20 protein-coding genes and 1 pseudogene are annotated in these 21,084 nt (G+C 65.4%); 14 read left to right on the plus strand and 7 right to left on the minus strand.

Features of this window, described 5'->3' with window-relative positions; translation table 11 throughout:
* Window positions 1–196 (minus strand): annotated as a pseudogene (locus L288_RS43620) (hypothetical protein); the annotation flags it as partial.
* A gap of 110 nt (window positions 197–306) precedes the next feature.
* Between L288_RS43620 and L288_RS29145 the strand changes: the two are divergent.
* Window positions 307–1,626, plus strand: a complete 1,320-nt coding sequence (locus tag L288_RS29145) for an SLC13 family permease (RefSeq protein ID WP_031304187.1) — start codon at window positions 307–309, stop codon at window positions 1,624–1,626.
* On the opposite strand, the gene L288_RS29150 is transcribed toward L288_RS29145, so the two are convergent.
* From L288_RS29150 to hemN, 3 genes are all read right to left on the minus strand, one after another.
* A complete protein-coding gene (locus tag L288_RS29150; RefSeq protein WP_084465678.1) occupies window positions 1,540–2,967 on the minus strand; it encodes a chloride channel protein in 1,428 nt (475 codons plus the stop codon). The genes L288_RS29145 and L288_RS29150 overlap by 87 nt on opposite strands.
* 206 nt (window positions 2,968–3,173) lie before the next feature.
* The gene (locus L288_RS29155; protein ID WP_021237716.1) at window positions 3,174–3,413 is read right to left on the minus strand and encodes a hypothetical protein; all 240 of its coding nucleotides are present in this window, start codon (window positions 3,411–3,413) and stop codon (window positions 3,174–3,176) included.
* On the minus strand, window positions 3,403–4,710 hold the full coding sequence (gene hemN, locus L288_RS29160; protein ID WP_021237717.1) for an oxygen-independent coproporphyrinogen III oxidase: 1,308 nt from the start codon (window positions 4,708–4,710) through the stop codon (window positions 3,403–3,405). Before hemN ends, L288_RS29155 begins: the two co-directional genes overlap by 11 nt.
* A 137-nt stretch (window positions 4,711–4,847) precedes the next feature.
* Between hemN and L288_RS29165 the strand changes: the two genes are divergently transcribed.
* Window positions 4,848–5,510 (plus strand): OmpW/AlkL family protein, encoded by a 663-nt coding sequence (locus tag L288_RS29165; protein ID WP_021237718.1) that lies wholly within the window; start codon window positions 4,848–4,850, stop codon window positions 5,508–5,510.
* A gap of 47 nt (window positions 5,511–5,557) precedes the next feature.
* Here the strand turns inward: L288_RS29165 and L288_RS29170 are convergent, their stop codons facing one another.
* Window positions 5,558–5,920 (minus strand): hypothetical protein, encoded by a 363-nt coding sequence (locus L288_RS29170; RefSeq protein WP_021237719.1) that lies wholly within the window; start codon window positions 5,918–5,920, stop codon window positions 5,558–5,560.
* Between the two features lie 121 nt (window positions 5,921–6,041).
* On the opposite strand from L288_RS29170, the gene L288_RS29175 reads away from it, so the two are divergent.
* From L288_RS29175 to ccoS, 12 genes are all read left to right on the plus strand, one after another.
* Window positions 6,042–6,857 carry a universal stress protein gene (locus L288_RS29175; protein WP_021237720.1) on the plus strand — a complete coding sequence of 272 codons (816 nt, stop codon included), beginning with the start codon at window positions 6,042–6,044 and terminating at the stop codon, window positions 6,855–6,857.
* A 20-nt stretch (window positions 6,858–6,877) separates the two neighbouring features.
* A complete protein-coding gene (locus L288_RS29180) occupies window positions 6,878–8,029 on the plus strand; it encodes a sensor histidine kinase (protein ID WP_021237721.1) in 1,152 nt (383 codons plus the stop codon).
* Entirely contained in the window at window positions 8,026–8,637 is a 612-nt protein-coding gene (fixJ, locus tag L288_RS29185; RefSeq protein ID WP_021237722.1) for a response regulator FixJ, read from the plus strand. The genes L288_RS29180 and fixJ overlap by 4 nt, the downstream gene beginning before the upstream one ends.
* Window positions 8,638–8,843: 206 nt before the next feature.
* Complete coding sequence (locus tag L288_RS29190; RefSeq protein WP_021237723.1) at window positions 8,844–9,611, plus strand: Crp/Fnr family transcriptional regulator; 768 nt, start codon at window positions 8,844–8,846, stop codon at window positions 9,609–9,611.
* Window positions 9,612–9,856: 245 nt separating this feature from the next.
* On the plus strand, window positions 9,857–11,515 hold the full coding sequence (gene ccoN, locus L288_RS29195) for a cytochrome-c oxidase, cbb3-type subunit I (protein ID WP_021237724.1): 1,659 nt from the start codon (window positions 9,857–9,859) through the stop codon (window positions 11,513–11,515).
* Window positions 11,516–11,527: 12 nt separating this feature from the next.
* On the plus strand, window positions 11,528–12,274 hold the full coding sequence (ccoO, locus tag L288_RS29200; protein ID WP_021237725.1) for a cytochrome-c oxidase, cbb3-type subunit II: 747 nt from the start codon (window positions 11,528–11,530) through the stop codon (window positions 12,272–12,274).
* On the plus strand, window positions 12,271–12,441 hold the full coding sequence (locus L288_RS29205; RefSeq protein WP_021237726.1) for a cbb3-type cytochrome c oxidase subunit 3: 171 nt from the start codon (window positions 12,271–12,273) through the stop codon (window positions 12,439–12,441). Before ccoO ends, L288_RS29205 begins: the two co-directional genes overlap by 4 nt.
* Window positions 12,434–13,366 (plus strand): cytochrome-c oxidase, cbb3-type subunit III, encoded by a 933-nt coding sequence (gene ccoP, locus L288_RS29210; protein ID WP_021237727.1) that lies wholly within the window; start codon window positions 12,434–12,436, stop codon window positions 13,364–13,366. The genes L288_RS29205 and ccoP overlap by 8 nt, the downstream gene beginning before the upstream one ends.
* 126 nt (window positions 13,367–13,492) lie before the next feature.
* Complete coding sequence (gene ccoG / locus L288_RS29215) at window positions 13,493–14,917, plus strand: cytochrome c oxidase accessory protein CcoG (RefSeq protein WP_031304190.1); 1,425 nt, start codon at window positions 13,493–13,495, stop codon at window positions 14,915–14,917.
* 2 nt (window positions 14,918–14,919) lie between these two features.
* Window positions 14,920–15,369, plus strand: a complete 450-nt coding sequence (locus L288_RS29220) for a FixH family protein (RefSeq protein WP_021237729.1) — start codon at window positions 14,920–14,922, stop codon at window positions 15,367–15,369.
* Complete coding sequence (locus tag L288_RS29225; RefSeq protein ID WP_021237730.1) at window positions 15,369–17,501, plus strand: heavy metal translocating P-type ATPase; 2,133 nt, start codon at window positions 15,369–15,371, stop codon at window positions 17,499–17,501. Before L288_RS29220 ends, L288_RS29225 begins: the two co-directional genes overlap by 1 nt.
* On the plus strand, window positions 17,498–17,638 hold the full coding sequence (gene ccoS / locus L288_RS29230; protein WP_021237731.1) for a cbb3-type cytochrome oxidase assembly protein CcoS: 141 nt from the start codon (window positions 17,498–17,500) through the stop codon (window positions 17,636–17,638). The genes L288_RS29225 and ccoS overlap by 4 nt, the downstream gene beginning before the upstream one ends.
* Before the next feature lie 250 nt (window positions 17,639–17,888).
* On the opposite strand, the gene L288_RS29235 is transcribed toward ccoS, so the two are convergent.
* Window positions 17,889–19,832: a flavin-containing monooxygenase gene (locus L288_RS29235; RefSeq protein WP_021237732.1), complete on the minus strand. Its 1,944-nt coding sequence runs from the start codon at window positions 19,830–19,832 to the stop codon at window positions 17,889–17,891.
* 160 nt (window positions 19,833–19,992) lie between these two features.
* A complete protein-coding gene (locus L288_RS29240) occupies window positions 19,993–21,075 on the minus strand; it encodes a Rieske 2Fe-2S domain-containing protein (protein WP_021237733.1) in 1,083 nt (360 codons plus the stop codon).
* Window positions 21,076–21,084: the final 9 nt, after the last annotated feature.

Below are 21,084 nucleotides of genomic sequence, written 5' to 3' on the forward strand. Positions count from 1 at the left end.
AAATGTCGAGCGGCAGGGCGGCGTCCTGTGCGGGGCGGAAGAGATACTCCACCACGGGCGCGGGCGGCTTGGCGGCTTGGTCCGGCTGCTGCTCGGGCGCTGGCGCACGGTGGATAAGGGCGAACGTCAATGCGGACCCTGCTGCGGCCGCGATCAGGTGGGAAAGGATGCGCAACCGGATATTCTGCTCGGCCATGGCGGCAGCCTAGCAGATAGCTGCGGGAAATTGATCCCTTAAGTCATGCCAGGACAACGGCTTTTCGCATTTTTCCTGTCTCCGCCGCGCCATTATGCTAGCCGGGACCCATGACGTTAGAGCAACTTGTCACCCTTCCCGTGCTGGCGGGCGTGATCGCCGCGCTGATCTGGGACAGGGTGCGGGCCGATGTCGTGGCGCTGGCGGGCGCCGCGATACTGCTGCTGACCGGCGCAGTCCGCCCCAGCGAGGTTCAGGGCGCGTTTGGCAGCCCCGCGATCATCGCGCTCGCGTCGCTGTTCGTCATCGCCCATGCGATGGAATTGTCGGGCCTGCTGGACCTGCTGATCCGCAAGGCGGTCGCGCTTTGCAGGCGCATAGGGGCGCTTGGCGTCTGGCTGCTGATCCTGCTGTGCGGCGCCGCGTCGGGCTTTTTGAACAACACGCCCATCGTCGTGCTGTCCGCGCCCGTGGTGCGGGACGTGGCGAAATCGCTCAAGCTCGACCCCAAGCGGTTCCTGATGCCGCTATCCTATGTCGCGGTGCTGGGCGGTTGCTGCACCCTGATCGGCACGTCCACAAACCTGCTGGTGGACGACATGGCGCGATCGTCGGGACAGCCGCCCTTTTCCATATTCGAAATCACGCCCGTGGGCCTGGCCGTGGCGATCACGGGCGGCCTCTACCTCTTCCTCTTTTCCGGCCGGTTGATCGCGCGCTCCTTGCCCGATGCGCTGGAACGGATGGAAGCGGCGCTGCCGCATCATGTCAGCCATCTGGACGTGGCGGGAGACGCGATCGGCGACGCCAGCGATTTCGCCAGGCAAAGGCCGCTCGCCCCGGCAAGGGCTTTCGCGTCGACGGCGATCTTCGCCAGCGTGATCCTGCTGGCCGCGTTCAACATCGCGCCGATCGCCGCCGCCGCCTTTGCCGGGGCGGTGCTGCTGATCCTGTTGCGGGTGATCGGCCCGGAGGAAGCCTATGGCGGGTTGCGGCCGGAAATATTGATGCTGGTCGTCGGCATGGTCGTGATCGGCATCGCGCTGGAACAGACCGGCCTTGCGGCATCGGCCACCAATGCGCTTGTCGGCAAGGTGGGCCTTTTCGGGCCGCTGGGCGCACTGATCCTTCTGTACGGCGCGACGCTGGTGCTGACCGAATTGCTGTCCAACGCCACCGTCGCGGTGCTGGTGACGCCGATCGCGGTGGCGCTGGCCGAAAGCCTGGGCGTCAGCCCGCGCCCCTTCCTGGTCGCCGTCATGATGGCGGGCAGCGCCGCCTTCGCCACGCCCTTCGGCTATCAGACCAACGTGCTGGTCTACCAGATGGGGGGATATCGCTACCTAGACTTCGTGAAGGTGGGCCTGCCGCTCAACATCATCACCTGGGCGGCGGCGGTGGCCGCGATCCATTGGTTCTTCCCGTTCTGACGCATCTGGATCAGGCGGGACCCGCCGTCTTTGCAGGAAAGGGCGTGACAGGCCGTGATAGAGCCTTTCGCGGCAGACCAGCGCGCCGGCCGTATCGGCGATCAGCGCGGTCGCGAATAGCGGTATGACCAGCCCCCGGCTGGCGGTCGTTTCCGTGATGATGATGACGGCGGTCAGCGGCGCGCGCACCACGCCGACGAAATAGGCGGCCATGCCAAGGACCACGACCACGGCGGAGGGCGCGGTGAACAGCGGCGACAGGAGATTACCGATGCCCGCGCCCACCGACAGCGACGGCGCGAAGATGCCGCCGGGCGTCCCGCTGAGCGTCGTCGCCAGTGTCGCGCCCAGCTTTGCCGGGCCGAACCACGGCGGCGCTCCGTCCCCTTCGACCAGATGGCGCGTCGTGCCGTAGCCTGTGCCCCAGCTGATCCCCGTCGCGATGCCGATCACCGCCACGATGACGCCACAGCCCAGCGCCAGCCGCACGGGCCGCGCGCGCAGGGCGGCAAGAGCCGGATGCTGGGACCGTCCGAACGCCAGCACGGACCGTGAGAAGAGGCCGCCCGCCAGCCCGCCGCAGATGCCGATGACCGGAATGACGATAAGGGCAGGGCCCAGCGCCAGCGTCTGCCGCATCGCGCCGAAATAGACATAGTCGCCCGCTATGCCGAGGCTGACGAAACCGGCGATCATGACGGCCGCCATCACCAGAACCGCCACCCGCTGTTCATAGGCGGCGGCCAATTCCTCTATGGCGAAGGCGACCCCCGCCAGCGGCGTGTTGAACGCGGCCGACACGCCCGCCGCGCCGCCCGCGATATAGACGCCCGCCGTGACGGGCACGCGCAGCAGCCGGTGGACGGCGATCATGATGGCGGCGCTGATCTGAACCGTCGGCCCCTCCCTTCCCACGGAGCCTCCGGCAAAGAGCATGGCGAGGGTCAGCCAGAATTTGGCCGTGGCCGTTTTTAACGAGATCAGCGGCCCCCGGCTCGACGCTTCGGGATTATGCGCGGCGGCGATGACCTGCGGTATGCCCGATCCCCGCGCAGCGGAAAAGAAGCGCATCGTGATCCACGCCGTTCCTGCGAAGATCAGCGGCGTCAGCACCAGCGGCAGATAAGGCCAGCGGTGGACGATCGCGCCGTGCAGCGATTGAAGATGGTCGCCCAGCCGGGCGAACAGAAGTGCCACCAGCCCCAGCAGCACCGCGCCCGCCGCCGTCGCCACCCTGCGGCGCGCCACGGGTATGACGCCATCGGGCGATCCCCGGAACAGCCTGTCGATCAGGGCGCGGGCGCGCACGGCATATGCGGGTGGTAGGCCGAGTCTGGACATGCCGCCCTATTGGCGCAGCATGGCTGACGTTTCCACCCCGCGGGCAACCTTTCTCCCCACAAAAGGGTTCGGCCGTTTCGCACTGGAAAGGACATTCCATGCTGCTGAGAGCCATTGCGCTGAACTGCATCCTCAAACGCGGCTCGGCTGGTGAGGGTTCGTCCGGGGCGACGGTCGCTCAAACATGATCATGCACGGCGGAGCAGTCAGCACGGGCCGTCGCTGTCTTCGCCGGGTTCCGCCTGCGCCTTTTTCCGGCCGCACAGGATGAGATGGCAGGCGGCATGCCTGTCCGAAGGGTCTTCGGGCCTGCGCTGCCATGGCGGAACCCATCCGGGCGGGGCGTTGCCGCAGAAATAGGGCGATGGCCCCTGTTCATGGGGCAACTGGCTTGCCGGGAGCGGCGAGAGCGCGGCGGCGGCCAGCGCCAATGCGCTATACCGCATGGCTGAAACGCTTTTCCGCGGGTTGCAGATAGGCGTCGAAGAAGGCGGCGATGCTGCGGGCATAGGGCAGCGCATCGGGCGTGAGGAAGATGTGACCCTCGCTCAGTTCGACAAGGCCGAGCCGTTCGAAGCGCGACAGGTCAGGCATGGGATGCACAGCCCCGGCGGGCGCTTCACCCCGGCACAGCAGCGCCTCTATGATGCCGCCGCGCAGGCGGTCTTCGGACGTGCGGAAGGTGCCGCGCGTTGCGCTCAACTGGCCCGCGTCGACCAGTTCGCGCCAAGGCCCGGCCTGCTTTTCATTCTGGACGATGAGGTCGGGAAACTGGCTGATCGCGCTGGCCCCGAAGCCCAGCAGGATGTCCGCCGGATCGTCGGTGAAGCCCTGGAAATTGCGGCGCAGCCGTCCTTCGCGCGCGGCGCGGGCAAGCCCGTCCTGCGGCAGGGCGAAATGATCGAAGCCGATGGCGTCATAGCCAGCCATGGTCAGCATGGCATAACCTTGCGCCGCCATGTCAAAGCGGGTGGCAAGATCGGGCAGCTTGCCGCCGTCGATGCGGCGCTGGCGCGGCAGAAGTTGCGGCATATGGGCATAGCCGAACAGCGCGACGCGGGCGGGCTGCATGGCGATGCTGGCGTCGATGGTGGCGGCAAGGTCATCCAGGCTCTGCCCCGGCAGGCCGTACATGAGGTCGAAGCCGGTTGCGATACCCGCCGCGCGAAGCTGATCCGTGGCGCGCTCCACCATGTCGAGCGGCTGGATGCGGCCTATGGCGGCCTGAACATGCGGGGTGAAGGTCTGCACGCCCAGATTGACGCGGCTGACGCCCATCGCCGCCATGGCCGAAATCCATGTGGCGTCGAGGCGGCGGGGGTCAAGTTCGACCGAAATCTCGATATCGCGGCCGTCGAAGCAGAGCAGAAGCTGCTGGAGCAGGCGGACGAAATCGACCAGCGGCAGCGAATTGGGGCTGCCGCCGCCGAAGGCGATCCGCGCCACCTTGCCGCGTCCGCGCAGCCGCGCGGCGATCAGCGCGATCTCCCGCTCCAGCGCCTCCACATAGGCGCTCAGGCGCTGGGCGCGGTTGGCCGCGCCCGTGTTGCAGCCGCAATACCAGCAGATGTCGTGGCAATAGGGGATGTGGACATAGAGGGAGAGGGGCGTGCCGGGCTCCACCCTGTCCAGCCGGAGGGCAAGCTCCGTCCTGCCCACATCGGGCGTGAACTGCGCCGCCGTCGGATAGCTGGTGTAACGCGGCACGGGCCGGGCGAGCAGGTCGGGATGATAGGTCCACATGGCTCAGGCGGATCGCATGCCCCCGTGCCGCGCGCATTGAGGCAGGTCAAATTGCCGGTTGCGCCGGATCAATGCCGGACCGGCGGCGCGGGCGCACAGAGGTCTCACCCCAACAAACAGGGAAGGAGATTTTCGCTATGACTATCAAGACGATCCTGCTCGGCGCGGCGGCGGCCTGCGCGGTTGCGGCCGCGCCAGCACAGGCGGCGCAAGGCGACGTGCTCGTCCGCCTGCGCGGCATATTGGTCGCGCCCAACGAAAGCAGCGGAAGCGTGCTGCCGGGCTTTCCGGGGGAGAAGGTGAAGGTCGACAACAGCGTCATGCCGGAAATCGACTTCACCTATATGGCGACCGACCATATCGGCTTTGAACTGATCGCCGCCACCACGAAGCACAGCGCCAGCGGACGCAGCGGCACGACCGGCAGCATCGGCAAGCTGGCGTCGACATGGGTGCTGCCCCCGACGCTGACGGCGCAATATCATTTCGTGCCCGAAGGCAAAATCCGGCCCTATGTCGGGGCGGGCGTCAACTATACGCTGTTCTACAATGAAAAAGCTTCGGACGGGCTGGAAAGCGCGGTGGGCGCGACCAAGGTGCATATGTCCGACAGCTTCGGCTGGGCGGCGCAGGCCGGGGTCGACATCGACCTGACGGACAAGCTGTTCCTGAACCTGGACGTCAAATATATCGACATCGACACCACCGCCCGGCTTTCGACCACCGCCGCCGGGGTGCAGAAGGTGCGCGTGCATCTCGACCCGCTGGTCTTCGGCGTGGGCGTGGGCATGAAGTTCTGAACAAGGGGGGAAGGAGGGCGGCCATGCGCTGCCCCTCCTTTCGGGAATCAAGCGGCGGCGAGCGCCTTGACCACGAAGGGCAGGCGCGCGCCGTCCGGCTCCGTCAGCGTCAGATAGCTGCCCGGCACGATCGCATGCGCGTCCAGCCGGAACAGATTTTCATCATCCTCCTCTCCCGGCGCATAGGACAGCGCCCAGCCGTCCGCGGTGCGCAGCAGGCAACCGTGGCGGTCAGGCTCATTGGGCCAGAAGCGGCGGACGGTCGCGAGTTCGGGGTGATGGCGATATTCCTGCTCGTCGATCTTCCCGTCATGGGCGAGGGGCAGGCGCATCACATAGCTGCGCGCGGCCGATCCGTTGGGAAAAGCGGGCGTGCGCGCAAGTTCGAGGCGTATGGTCGTCCATGTCATACTCCATCAAATCAGGCTTTCGCGGCGGAAAGGATATAAGGACTATCCCGGATGGCGGCGTGGCGGGGGACCCCCTAGCCAGGATGGACGGGATTAACCTCTCTCAAGCTGGAGACGTGGGATGAAATCGGTTCTGCTGCACATCCATGACGATCTGGGCATGGAAAGCCGGTTGCAGGCGGCATGCGACATCGCGCGCGCAACCGGCGCGCATATCCATTGCGTGCAGGTGACGCCCGTGCCGGGCATGGTCGGCGCGGACATCTATGGCGGCGCGGGCCTCGCCCCGGCAATCATCGAGGATTTGCGGAAGGCGGACGAGAAGCTGCGCGCGCGCATCGAGGAACAGGTGCGGCGCGAAGGCGTGAGCTGGGACTGGCGGCAACTGGATGACGAAATCGTGCGCGGCCTGCTGTCCGCCTCTATCCTGAGCGACCTGATCGTGGTGACATTGCCCCAGCGGGCGCGCGGGCAGTTCAACGATCCCCTGCCGATCGCGGCCGACTTGGCGCTGTCCGGCGCGGTGCCGGTGATGGCTGTCCCGCAATCGGCGCGGTCGCTGATGGTGACGGGCCGCGCGCTGGTCGCGTGGAACGGATCGCAGGAAGCATCGGCGGCGCTGCGGGCGGCGGTGCCGCTGCTCAAGCTGGCGCAGGAGGTGCATGTCGTGACTGTCGAGGAAGCGGGCAGATATCCCTTCCCGGAAACCGGCGCGCCCGAATATCTCGCGCGCCATGGCATCGGCACGCAGCTTCACACCTGGCCGCAGGCCGGCCGGCCGGCCGAAGACGCGCTGATGGCGGCGATCGGCGTGTTGAAGCCGGACTGGATGGTCATGGGAGCCTATGGCCACAGCCGCCTGCGCCAGTTCGTGTTCGGCGGCGTGACCCGCACCATTCTGCACGAGGCGCGCGTGCCCGTCTTGCTGGCGCACTGAATAGACGGCATGCTAATGACATGGCGGTGGCGGATGACGAGACGGACGGACTGAGCGAGCGCGCGCACAGCCTGGAGCAGGCCCTGCTGGGGTCGATCCTGGCGACGGTGCCGGATGCGTTGATCGTCATCGACATGGCCGGGCGCATCGTGTCGTTCAGCGCGGCGGCGCAGCGCATGTTCCAATATGCCGAAAGCGACGTGCTGGGCGAGAATATTTCGATGCTGATGCCTTCCCCGGACCGGGAGCGGCATGACGGCTATATCGACCATTATCTCAAGACCGGCGAAAAGCGGATCATCGGCATCGGCCGCCTGACGAGCGCCCGGCGGCGGGACGGATCGACCTTTCCCATCGAACTGTCGGTGGGGGAGGTGCAGGATCAGGGGCGGCGGCTGTTCACCGGCTTCATCCGCGACCTGACCGAAAGGCAGCAGGCCGAGCGGCGCGTCGCCGACCTTCAGGCGGAACTGGCCCATGCCAGCCGGGTGACGGCGATGGGGACGCTGGCGTCCGCGCTGGCGCATGAACTGAACCAGCCGCTGACCGCTATCGCCAATTATCTGGAGGCCGGGCGAGACCTGCTGGACGGCGACGGGCCGGTGGACCGAGAACTGCTGCGCGAGGCGATGGACGAGAGCGCCAGGCAGGCGCTGCGCGCGGGCGAGATCATCCGGTCGCTGCGCGAGTTCATCAAGCGCGGCGAAACGATGCGCCAGCCTGAATCCCTGCGCGAACTGCTGGCGGAAGGCACCGCGCTCGCCTTCATCGGCGCCGACAGCGGCGGCATCGACATGGATATCAGCGTCGACCGGCGGGTGGACAAGGTGCTGGTCAACCGCGTGCAACTGCAACAGGTGATCATCAACCTCGTCAAGAACGCCCTTGAGGCGATGACGCGGACCCCCGCGCGCATCCTGCGCCTTTCCGCCGTCCCGGCCGAGGGCAACAGGGTTGAGGTGATCATTTCCGACAGCGGGTCGGGTCTTGACCCGGAAATGTCGCGGACGCTCTTTACCCCCTTCACCACCACCAAGGCGTCTGGCATGGGCGTTGGCCTGTCGATCAGTCAGACGATCGTGGAAGGGCATGGCGGGCGCATCTGGGCGCAGCCGTCGCAATGGGGCGGCACGGAGTTTCACTTCACACTGGACGCAGCGGACGGAGCATGAGCGAAGCCTATCCCATCTATGTCGTGGACGATGACGATGCGATCCGCCGGTCGCTCTCCTTCATGCTCAAGACCAGCGGCTATGCCGTGCGGTCGTTCGAGGGCGGCGCGGCGTTCCTGAAGGAGGCCGCCGGTCTGGAGCCGGGCTGCGTCCTGCTGGACGTGCGCATGCCCGACATTGACGGGCTGGAGGTGCATCGGGAACTGCGCGCGCGCGGCATCATGCTGCCGGTGGTGATCATGACCGGCCATGGCGACATCGACATGGCGGTGGCGGCGATGAAGGCGGGCGCGAGCGACTTCATCGAAAAGCCGTTCGAGAAAGCGGCGCTGCTGGGCTGCATCGAGGCGGCGCGCAAGCTGCTGGTGGCGGATCGCGGCGCGACCGCCCGCGCGGAGGATGCGCGCGCGCGGCTGAACATTCTGACGGAGCGGGAACGCGAGGTGCTGGACGGGCTGGTCGAAGGACTGCCGAACAAGACCATCGCCTTCGACCTGGGCATCAGTCCGCGCACGGTGGAAATCCACCGCGCCAACCTGATGCAGAAGCTGGAGGTGAAAAGCCTCGCCGAGGCGCTGCGGATCGCGTTTCATGCGGGGTTGGAGTGAGCTTTCCAATCCTCCCCATCGATAGATGGGGAAGGGGACCGCCGGCGTAGCCGATGGTAGAGGGGAATAAATCACGACCTGCGATATTTCCCCTCCACCGCCTTCGGCGGTCCCCCTCCCCATGCGGGGCATGGGGAGGATTTTGGGCTGCCCCCTACGGACATTTACGGATAGGTAGCAAGCGCGCGCGCGGGCATGCAGCGGGCATGGATATGCAATTTGATCTGGCGCAAAAGGCGCGCGGGGATGCCGGGATGGCAGCGATGATGACACCGGCCGCGGGCAGTTGCAGCGCGGGCTATTGCGATCGGTGCGAGGTGCGCGATCAGGCGGTCTGCGCCGACCTGAACCCGCAGGAGCGGGCGGCGCTCAACCGGATCGGGCGGCGGGTGACGCTGCAAGCCGGGCAGACAGTGATGTGGGAGGGCGATGACAGCATGATCGTCGCCAATGTCATCGAAGGAACACTGAAACTCGCCACGTCGACCGGCGACGGGCGCGAACAGATTGTCGGCGTGGTCTATGCGTCGGACTTCATCGGGCGGCCCTTTGGCGCGCGCACGCCGCATAGCGTGACGGCGCTGACGGACGCACGGCTGTGCCTTTATCCGCGTGGGGCGTTCGACGGGTTCGCGCGCGAGCATCCGCAACTGGAGCACCGGCTGCTCCAGCGGACGCTGGACGATCTTGACCGGACGCGGGCATGGATGCTGCTGCTGGGGCGGAAGAATGCGCGGGAGAAGGTCGCGTCCTTCCTGCTGGACATGAGCAGGCGGCTGCGGGCGGACGCGAGCGGCGTGATCGACCTGCCGCTGTCGCGCCAGCAGATTGCGGACATCCTTGGGCTGACCATCGAAACCGTGTCGCGGCAGATCAGCGACATGAAGCGCCTGGGCGTGATCGCGCTCGCCGGGCGGCGGGGCGTGCGGATTTGCGATGCGAACCGGCTGGAGAGCATGGCCGAGGGGGAATGAGGTTCGGATAAACCCTGCGTAGCGGCGGCGGAGGGATATCGCCCGGCGTTGCGCACAGCCCCTCCACCGCCTTCGGCGGTCCCCCTCCCCATCTTTCGATGGGGAGGATTTTTGTGTGTGGGGCGGGGCAACCTGCCTAAGGACATTCCCCTAAAGACCCCGCCGCCCGCCTTTGACAGAGGTCAATGCGTGGGGGCGGCGGCCGGAGGAAGGACGCCGCGAAGACCTTTCGACGGGGAAATCCGATGGATCGATTGCTACTGAAATCGGGCGGCTGGTTCGCGCTCGCGCTGCTGGCGTTGCTGGCGGCGCTGATGGCGGCGGACAGCGGCTTTGCCGTCCATATGGGCATTGCCTGCGCTGCGGCGCTGCTGATGGCGGTGGTGACCGTGCGCGGAGCCGACTATGCCGGCATCGCGCGTGGCCTGCTGAAAATGCCGGTGGACCAGGGGAAATATGATGACGACCCGATCCGATGGGGCGTGATCGCGACGGTCTTCTGGGGATTGGCGGGCTTTCTTGCCGGACTCTTTATCGCGTTGCAGCTCGCCTTTCCGGCGCTGAACCTGGGGATTGAATATACCAGCTTCGGGCGGCTGCGGCCGCTGCATACCTCCGCCGTCATCTTTGCGTTTGGCGGCAATGCGCTGATCGCGACCAGCTTTTATGTCGTGCAGCGCACCTGCCGGGCGCGGCTGGCCTTTCCCACGCTCGCGCGGTTCGTCTTCTGGGGCTATCAGCTGTTCATCGTGCTGGCCGCCACCGGCTATCTGATGGGCATCACCGAGGGCCGCGAATATGCCGAGCCCGAATGGTATGTCGACCTGTGGCTGACGATCGTGTGGGTCGCCTATCTGGTCGTCTTCGGCGGCACGATCCTGAAGCGCAGCGAGCCGCATATCTATGTGGCGAACTGGTTTTACTTAAGCTTCATCCTGACGATCGCGATGCTGCACATCGTCAACAACCTGTCGATGCCGGTCAGCCTGCTGGGGTCCAAGAGCTACAGCGCCTTTGCGGGCGTGCAGGATGCGCTGACCCAATGGTGGTACGGGCATAATGCGGTCGGCTTCTTCCTGACGGCCGGGTTCCTGGCGATGATGTATTATTTCGTGCCCAAGCAGGCGGAACGGCCGATCTACAGCTATCGCCTGTCCATCATCCACTTCTGGTCGCTGATCTTCCTCTATATCTGGGCGGGTCCGCACCATCTGCACTACACCGCGCTGCCCGACTGGGCGCAGACGCTGGGCATGGTTTTCTCCGTCATGCTGTGGATGCCGAGCTGGGGCGGGATGATCAACGGCCTGATGACGCTGAACGGCGCATGGGACCGCATCCGCACCGATCCGATCATCCGCATGATGGTGATGGCGCTGGCTTTCTACGGCATGAGCACCTTCGAAGGGCCGATGATGTCGGTGAAGGCGGTCAACAGCCTGTCGCACTATACCGAATGGACCATCGGCCATGTGCATTCGGGCGCGCTGGGGTGGAACGGGCTCATCACCTTCGCCAGCCTCTATTATCTGGCGCCCCGGCTGTGGAAGCGCGAGCGGCTCTATTCGTTGCGTCTCGTCAACTGGCACTTCTGGCTCGCGACGGTGGGCATCGTTCTCTACGCCGCGTCGATGTGGGTCGCGGGCATCATGCAGGGCCTGATGTGGCGCGAATATGGGAGCGATGGCTATCTGGTCTACGCCTTCTCCGAAGTCGTGAGCGCCATGTTCCCCATGTACGTCATCCGCGCGGCGGGGGGCCTCATGTACCTGGCGGGCGCGATCATCATGGCCTGGAATATCGGCAAGACCATCGCGGGCAGCCCGCTGCGCGAGGAGAAGCCGATGAGCGACGCGGCCTATGATCCGGCGGCGGATCGGCCCCTTGTCACCCAGCCTGCTTAAGGAAGCAAAGACATGACGAGCAAGACCAAGGGCAAGTTCTGGGACCATGGCAGGCTGGAGCGCAATGTCTCCCTGCTTGGCATCGCGTCGCTGATCGTCGTCGCCATCGGTGGCATCGTAGAGATCGCGCCGCTTTTCTGGATCGACAACACGATCGAGAAGGTGGACGGCATGCGGCCCTATACGCCGCTGGAGCTGGCGGGACGGAATATCTACATCCGTGAAGGCTGCTACAATTGCCACAGCCAGATGATCCGGCCCTTCCGCGACGAGACGGAACGTTATGGCCATTACAGCCTGGCGGCCGAGAGCATGTACGACCACCCTTTCCAATGGGGATCGAAGCGCACCGGGCCTGACCTTGCCCGCGTCGGCGGAAAATATTCCGACGAATGGCATGTCCAGCACCTGAAGGACCCGCGCGCCGTGGTGCCGGAATCCATCATGCCGGGCTACGCCTTCCTGGCCGAACGCGAGTTGAAGCCGGGCGACATGAGCAGGGACCTGACGGCGCTGTCCAATGTCGGCGTGCCCTATAGCAAGGACGACATCGCCAGCGCGAATGACGACCTGAAGGCGCAGGCCGATCCCGACGCGGACGCCAAGGACCTGATCAAGCGCTATCCCAAGGCGCAGGCGCGCGATTTCGACGGCGATCCGGGCAAGCTGACGGAGATGGACGCGCTGGTCGCCTATCTCCAGATGCTGGGCACGCTGGTCGATGTGGAAAGCGCCAGGCCGCAGGAGGTCGACCGATGAGCTACGACGCCTTGCGGCATTTCGCCGATAGCTGGGGGCTGGTGTTCATGGCGGTGACCTACGCCGTCCTGATCGGCTGGCATTTCCTGCCCAAGGGACGCGAGCGGAGCGACAAGGCCGCGCTCGCCATATTCGAGACTGACGAAACGGAGGCCGGAAATGGCTGACGAAAAGCGGATCGACGCCGCCACCGGGACCGAGATCAAGCATCATGAGTGGGACGGCATCCAGGAACTGGACACGCCGCTGCCCCGCTGGTGGCTGTGGACCTTCTACGCGACCATCCTGTTCGCGATCGGATATACGATCGCCTATCCGGCGTGGCCGATGATCGACCGGGCGACGAGCGGCCTGCTCGGCTGGTCAAGCCGGGGGGCGCTGGACAGGGAAATGGCGGCGCGGGACAAGCAGATCGCACCGGTCCGGCAGGCGATCGCCACGACCCCGATCGAGGCGCTGCCGGGCCGTCCGCAACTGATGCAGGCGGCGGTCGAGGGAGGCCGGGCGGCGTTCCGCGTGCATTGCGTGCAGTGCCACGGATCGGGCGCAGCGGGATCGAAGGGCTATCCCAACCTGAATGATGACGACTGGCTGTGGGGCGGCGACCTGGCGGCGATCGAAAAGACGATCACCGACGGGGTGCGCAATCCCGGCCATGCGGCGACGCGGCAGTCGCTGATGCCCGCTTTTGGCAAGGATCAGCTTTTGACGGCGGAGCAGGTGGACCAGGTGGTCGCCCATGTGCGGGTGATCAGCGGGCAGGACAAGCCAGGCGCGGCGTCGCAGGCGGGCGCCAAGGTCTTCGCAGATAATTGCGCCGTGTGCCATGGCCCGGCGGGCAAGGGGATGCGGGAGCTTGGCGCGCCGAACCTGACCGATGCGATCTGGCTCTATGGCGGAGACACGGACACGATCCGCGAGACGGTATGGAACAGCCGCCATGGCGTGATGCCCCGCTGGGACGACAAGCTGGACAAGGCGACCATCAGGATGCTGGCGGCCTATGTGCACAGCCTTGGCGGGGGTGAGGCGACGCGGGTGGAAACGGCTGCGGCGGCGGGCAAGGAGGTCATGGGCGATGCCGGGCAATAGCAGCCGGGCCGTCCTCGCCACCCCGGACTTGATCCGGGGTCCCGCTGCATTTTGCCACGGGCGCGAGGAAGAAGCGGCATTCCGGGGCAAGTCCGGGATGACAGATGAAGGATTGGCGTCGTGCTGATGGCTGGCGCTCCCTCGCTCTATGAGAAGCGCAAGGGCGTGTATCCCAAGGCGGTGGACGGATTTTACCGCCGCCTGAAATGGGCGATCATGGCGGTGACGCTCGCCATCTACTGGGGCACGCCCTGGCTGCGCTGGGACCGGGGGCCTTATGCGCCGGATCAGGCGGTGCTGATCGATCTGGCGCACCGGCGTTTCTATATGTTCTCGATCGAAATCTGGCCGCATGAATTCTATTATGTGGCGGGGCTGCTGATCATGGCGGGGATCGGGCTGTTCCTCGTCACGTCGGCGGTGGGGCGGGCGTGGTGCGGCTATGCCTGTCCGCAAACGGTGTGGACCGACCTTTACCAGCATGTGGAGCGCTTCATCGATGGTGACCGCAATGCGCAGTTGAAGCTCGCCAAAGCGCCATGGAGCGCGGGCAAGCTGGCGCGGCGGCTGGTCAAATGGAGCGTGTGGCTGGCGATCGCCTTCATAACCGGAGGCGCATGGATCTTCTACTTCGCCGATGCGCCCACATTGCAGCAGCAATTTTGGAGCGGGACGGCAGCGCCTGTCGCCTATGCGACCGTGGGAGTGCTGACCGCCACCACCTTCATCCTGGGCGGCTTCATGCGGGAGCAGGTGTGCATCTATATGTGCCCATGGCCGCGCATACAGACGGCGATGCTGGACGAAAAGTCGCTGGTTGTCACTTACAAGGAGTGGCGCGGCGAAAAGCGCGGGAGCCTGAAAAAGGCGGAGGCGCATCCGGGCGAATTTGGCGACTGTATCGATTGCAACCAGTGCGTCGCCGTCTGCCCGACCGGGATCGACATTCGCGAAGGGCCACAGATCGGCTGCATCACCTGCGCTTTGTGCATCGACGCCTGCGACAAGGTGATGGCGCAGATCGGGCGGCCGCGCGGGCTGATCGATTATTGCACGCAGGACGATGCGGAGGCGGAGAAGAAGGGCGCGCCGCCCAAGCCGGTGCTGAAAACGCTGCTGCGGCCGCGCACCATCGCCTATTTCGCCATTTGGGCGAGCATCGGAGGGGCGATGCTGTTCGCTCTGGGCGCGCGCACCCGGCTGGACATCAGCGCGCAGCAGGATCGCAACCCGATCTTCGTGCGCCTGTCCGATGGGACGATCCGCAACGCCTACACGGTGAAGCTGCGCAATATGGAGGCGCGGCCGCGCGAGGTGGAAGTGAGCGCCACCGGCATTACCGGCGCGAAGCTGTGGACCGACGCGGGATCGCGCGAAACGGCGGGCACCTCCGTCAGAGCGACCGTGCCCGCAGACAGCGTGGCGAAGCTGCGCATATTCCTGACCTTGCCAGCGGCTGGTCCGGCACGGCAGGATTTCGCCTTTGCCGTGCGCGCCATCGATCGCGAAGGGGGCGGCGACAGCGAGCCCGCCCGATTTGAAAGGCCCTGAACATGAAGCAGCAAGCGCGTTCCTTCACTGGCTGGCACATGACGGCGATACTGGTGAGCTTTTTTGCGGTGGTGATCGCGGTCAATGTGTTGATGGCGACGTTCGCCGTGCGCTCCTTTGGCGGCACGGTGGTGGAAAACAGTTATGTCGCGAGCCAGAAGTTCAACGGCTGGCTGGCGCAGGCGCGGGCGCAGGAAAAGCTGGGCTGGCGCGATGAGGTCACGCTGGACACGGCGCGGCATGTGCGCATGACGCTGAACGTGCATGGCGCGCGGATGAGCGCGGTGGCGCAGCATCCGCTGGGGCGGTCGCCGGACATCGCGCTGCATCTGCATGAAGCGGAGCCGGGACTTTATGTGAGCGATCGCGCTTTGCCCGCCGGACGGTGGCAGGTGCGGTTCGACATTCGCCATGATGGCGGCGAGGAACATGTGCTGCGGGAGGTCGACTGATGGCCAGCCAGCCCGCCTTGCCCGAAGAATCCCTGGTCGAAGCGAAGGAAAGCCTGTTCGCGGTGCCCGGCATCCACTGCGCGGGATGCCTGTCGAAGATCGAGAACGGCCTGCCGTCAACGCCGGGCATCCTGTCGGCGCGGGTCAATTTGGGGGCGAAGCGGGTCGCGATCCGCCATGACGTGGCACTGACGCCGCCGGACCTGAAGGCCGCGATCATGGCGCTGGGCTTCGAGGCGGAGCCGCTGGCCGACCCGGATCAGGACGTGGCGGCGGCGGAGAGCAAGGCGCTGGTGCGGGCGCTGGCCGTTGCTGGCTTCGCGGCGATGAACATCATGCTGCTGTCGGTGTCGATCTGGTCGGGGGCGGAAGGGGCCACGCGGACCATGTTCCACTGGCTGTCGGCGCTGATCGCGCTGCCTGCGGTGGCGTATGCGGGCCAGCCCTTCTTCCGCTCCGCCTGGGCGGCGTTGCGGCAGGGGCGGACGAACATGGACGTGCCGATCAGCATCGGCGTGCTGCTGACCACGGGCATGAGCCTGTTCGAAACCGTCACGGGCGGCGCGCATGCGTGGTTCGACGGGGCGGTCATGCTGCTTTTCTTCCTGCTGGCCGGGCGGTGCCTGGACAGCATGATGCGGGGAAGGGCGCGGGCGGGGGTCGCTGCCCTGCTCAAGCAGACCGCGCCGGGCGCGCTGGTGCTGGGCGCTGACGGCCGCAGCCAGTGGATCGCCGCCCGCGCGCTGCGTCCGGGCATGCGCATGCTGGTCGCGGCGGGCGAAAGGCTGGCGGCGGACGGGCGGGTGACCGAGGGGGAAAGCGGCATCGATATCGCCTTCCTGACCGGAGAAAGCGCGCCGGTGCGGGTGCGGGCTGGCGATGCCGTGCAGGCCGGGGCGATGAATGTCGAAGGGCCGATTACGGTCGAGGTGACGGCGGCGGGCCCGGACACGGTGATCGCCGACATCGCCCGCCTGATGGAGGAAGCGGGGCAGGGCAAGTCGCGCTATGTCCAGATCGCTGACCGGGCGGCGCGCTATTATGCGCCCAGCGTGCATCTGCTGGCGGCGCTGTCCTTCGCGGGGTGGATGATCGCGGGTGCGGGCGCGCATCAGGCGCTGCTGATCGCGGTGGCGGTGCTGCTGATCACCTGTCCCTGCGCCCTGGGGCTTGCCGTCCCGGCGGCGCAGATCGTCGCTTGCGGGGCGCTGATGCGGCGGGGCGTGCTGGTGAAGGACGGATCGGCGCTGGAACGTCTGGCCGAAGTGAGCGAGGCGGTGTTCGACAAGACCGGAACGCTGACGCTGGGCCGCCCGGTGCCGCAGGAAATCGACCGGATAGGGCAGCAGGACCAGGCGATCCTGCTGGCGCTGGCGCGGGCATCGCGTCATCCCTTGAGCAACGCGCTTCGGCTGGAGTTGGAGGCACGGGAGGTAGTCCCAGCTCCGCTCGATGAGATCCGCGAAGTGGCGGGCGAAGGCGTATTCGCCCAGCATGGCGGCGTCGAGGTATCGCTGGCCCGGCCGCGCAGCATCGTCAGCCTGTTCGGGCTTGTGAGCGAATACCGGCGTGGGGATCAATCGGTGCTGCTGTCCTTTACCGACGCGCCACGCCCCGATGCGGTGGAGACGCTGGACAGGCTGCGCGCCATGGGCGTCAAGACGCTGATCGCCAGCGGCGACCGGACCGAAGCGCTGGAGGAAATCGCCCGCGCCACCCGCACGACCGCGATCGGGCATCTGCGCCCGGCGGACAAGCTGGCGCTGATCGGCCGCTTGCAGGCGCAGGGGGAAAAGGTGCTGATGGTGGGCGACGGGCTGAATGACGGCCCGGCGCTGGCGGCAGGACATGCCAGCATGGCGCCTGCCTCCGCCAGTGATGCGAGCCAGTTAACGGCGGACGCGGTGTTCCTGGGCGACAGGCTGGCCCCGGTGGCGCTGACCGTGCGCGCCGCCCGGCGGACGATCGCGGTCGTGAAGCAGAATTTCGCGCTGGCGATCGGCTATAATGTGCTGGCGGTGCCGCTGGCGGTCGCGGGCAAGGTGACGCCGCTGGTGGCGGCGATCGCCATGTCCACATCCTCGCTGATCGTCATCGCCAATGCGCTGCGTTTGAAGGGAGCCGTGAAATGACCGGGCTTGGATTGTTGATCCCGATTGCGCTGTTTCTGGGGCTGCTGGGGCTGGCTGCATTCTTCTGGGCGCTGCGGGATGGGCAGTTTGAGGATAGCGAAGGCGCTGCGGTGCGGATCCTGATTGATGAGGATTGAGGGTGGTGTGCATTGAGTCGATGTAACCCGACATCCATTCCAAGTCAGATCGGCCGTCTTCTTCCGTTCGTTCGAGCGTTGTCAAGAAACGCTGAGGTGGCGCTGCAGGCTTCTCGACTTCGCTCGAAGCGAACGGATCAAACCATCATATTGCTCCAGGACCAATACCGTTGGAAGGACGGCCGTAACGAATAGAAAAGGGGCCTGATCCATGTGGATCAGGCCCCTTCCTTTGTTTGTCCATCAATATTCAGGAAATAACCATCGCCTCTGGATCAGGATTGCGGGTCCAGCTCCAATAGTCGGCGAGCTTGAACGGGCAGGACACATAGTTGCGGCCCTTGCTGTTCAGATAATAGCTCTTTGCCTTGGGATGGGACCAGATCATCTGCTTCATCTGATCCTCGACCTTCACATTCCAGTCGAGATAGGCCTGCTCGGTCGGCTCGATCGCCTTGCCGCCAGCCGCCACGACTTTGTCCAGCGCTTCGATGATGTAGTGAATCTGCGCTTCCAGCACCATGTTGACGCCTGCGGCATGGTTGGGCGCGCTGTTCGGCCCCAGCGTCATGAAGAAGTTGGGATAGGCAGGGGCCATGACGCCCAGATAGGAGCGCGCCTCATCCTTGCCCCAGGCCGCCGCCAGATCGCAGCCGCCGCGGCCATAGACCTTGAGCGGCCCCAGCGCGGGTGCGAGTTCGAAGCCGGTGGCGAGCGCGATCACGTCCACTTCGTAGCGCTTGCCGCTCTTTGTGACGATCGCATCCTCCTCGATATGGTCGATATGGTCGGTTTCCAGCGTGACATTGGGCCGCAGCAGCGTGTCGAGCCAGCCGCCATCGGCATCGAGCACGATGCGCTTGCCGAAGATCGGATAGTCGGGGACGATCTTTTCAATGAGGTCGGGACGGCCCGCCAGCTTGTTATGGATATAATGCAGCGCATAGTTGCGGGCGGCGTCATTCTGGGCGGAGATCGACACGTCCTTGTTCGGCCAGTCGGCGTCCATCTTCACATTGCCGTAGAGGCCGTCGCCCGTGAACCAGTAGACGCGGAAGCGGAACCATTCCTTGTAATGGGGGATGTGGCGCAGGGCGAAGTGGATATTCTCGTTCACCGGAACGGCGATGTCCGGGTTGTTGAGCACCCAATGCTTCGATCGCTGGAAGATCACCAGGCTGGAAACCTTGCCTGCGATCGCGGGGGCGAGCTGGGCTGCGCTGGCGCCCGTGCCGATCACCGCCACGCGCTTTCCGGTGAGGTCCATGTCAGGGTCCCACCCGGCCGTGTGCATCTTTGGCCCCTTGAAGCTGTCGAGCCCCGGAATGTTGGGGAAGGACCAGCGATTGAGCACGCCATGGGCAAGCAGCACGGCGTTGGCAACCTCGACCCGCTCCGCGCCGGTCTTCACGTCGCGCAGGGTGACGTGCCAGTTGCTTTGCGCATCATCCCAGCGGGCGGCGACGACCATCGTCTGGAACTGCACATGGTCACGGATGCCATATTTTTCCGCGACGCCGGTCAGATAGTTCTGAATCTCCGGCCCCTTCGGGTGATAGCTGCTCCAGTCGGGGTTCAGTTCAAAGGAATAGGAATAGAAGTGGCTGGGCGTGTCGACGCCGACGCCGGGATAGCGGTTTTCATACCAGGTGCCGCCAAGGTCGGGATTCTTTTCGATGATCGTATAGTCATAGCCCGCTTCGCCCAGCTTGATGCCAGCGGCGATGCCGGTCATGCCGCCGCCGATCACCAGCACGCGGAAACCGGCGGGCGGAGGGATGCGGCCGGGAATATCCTTGCGCGGCACCGGGCGTTCGAAGCCCATCTGGTCGTAGAGAACCGGCATGATCGCGGGATCGACCTCTTCGCCGACGCTGACGCTCATCATGGTGCGCAGCAGTTCGGGGTCGATCGGCCGTTCGACCGGCGGCGTGGGGCTGGTGAGCAGCGCGAACAGGCGGTCGCGCAAGTCCTGCGCCATGTCCTCCGGCACGTTGGAGGGAGCCTCCGCCGTGTAGATGCCGGTCATATAGGGGGCAAAGCTTTCCAGATAAGCGCGGTCCTGCGCATAGGTGGTGTAGACCATCAGCAGCGTCGGCAGGTTCGCTTCCGCAAGAGCGCTGCGAAGGCCTTCCTTATCCGTGATGGGCAGGGGAAAGTTTGACGCCGGTGTCGGCTGACTATGCGCGTTCATGATCACTCCTCTCGCGATGAGGGCGGCAGAAATGCTCACCTCTTCCGTATGTAAGTATATACTTACTTATGACCTTTAAATTGACAAGGGTCAAAATTCGGACAGAAAAATGGCGGAGCCATCAGGGGATGCTCCGCCATCGAAATGCCGTGCGGCAGGATCAGGCGGCGGCGGCCTTCGCGTTCCGCATGTCCACCGTCGTATGGATACCGTTCACGCGTCCCTGAAAGTCGCCTGCCCGGTCGCGGGGATTGTAGAATTGCCGATACCAGATGCGTTCCTTGTGGAAGGGACCATCATCGGGGATCTGGAGGATGTTGATCGCCGGTTCCTTATATTTCCACAGTTCGAAATCCTGGGAGAAGGCGGCGAGTCCGGCTTCATGATAGGCGCGGGCGGTGGCGCGTTCCTCCGCCGTGGCATCACCGCTGGCGGCGGTCCGCGCCATCACTGCGAACCAGACCCGCACCTCGCCATCCTCAACCGGCGTGTTGCAGATCATCATCAGCGACGGGTGCTTGCCCTCCATGCGGGACAGGAGGATGCCGGGGCCGGTGTACCAGGTGTCGGTTTCCAGCATGGCGTTGCCGTCCACCAGCGTGCGGTGCCCCGATGCAAAGCGCTGGCGCATGATATGGCCGTCAAATTCATTTTCGAAGAAGATGCTGCCCGACGAGCCATGGACCGGCGCGAAATGCGCATAGTCGGTCATGTTGTCGAGGATTTCCTGGGGATGGATCGGCAGCGTGCCCAGATGATCCACCTGCCAGCGCACCCATCCTTCGTCCGTGCGGTCCCATTCGGCGAAATCGGGCAGGTCATAGTCGGGATCGCCCCCTTCCATGTCATGCCACATCCAGATGCAGCCGGCCCGTTCCGCCACCTTGTGCGACTTGATGCAGGCGGCCTTGGGGATGCCGCGCGTCGAATAGGGGATGTCGTCGCACTGCCCCTGCGCATTGAAGCGCCAGCCATGGGCGGGGCAGCGGATGGAGTCGCCCTCCACCTGATTGCCGTCGCGCACGACATAGGAGGTCGTGTTGCGCGCGATGTTGACGCGCATGTGCGGGCAATAGGCGTCTAGCAGCACGACGCGCCCGCTCTTGCCCCGGTACAGCGCCATGTCCCTGCCAAAGAAGCGCACCGGCTGCGGCTGGTGGGTCACGTCGTCAGCGATGGCGATCATGAACCAGCCGCGAGGGAAGGCGAGTTCGCCAAGGCCATAATCAGCGGTGGTAGCCATAGTCTTTCT

It is taken from the genome of Sphingobium quisquiliarum P25 (assembly GCF_000445065.1).
GTDB lineage: Bacteria > Pseudomonadota > Alphaproteobacteria > Sphingomonadales > Sphingomonadaceae > Sphingobium > Sphingobium quisquiliarum.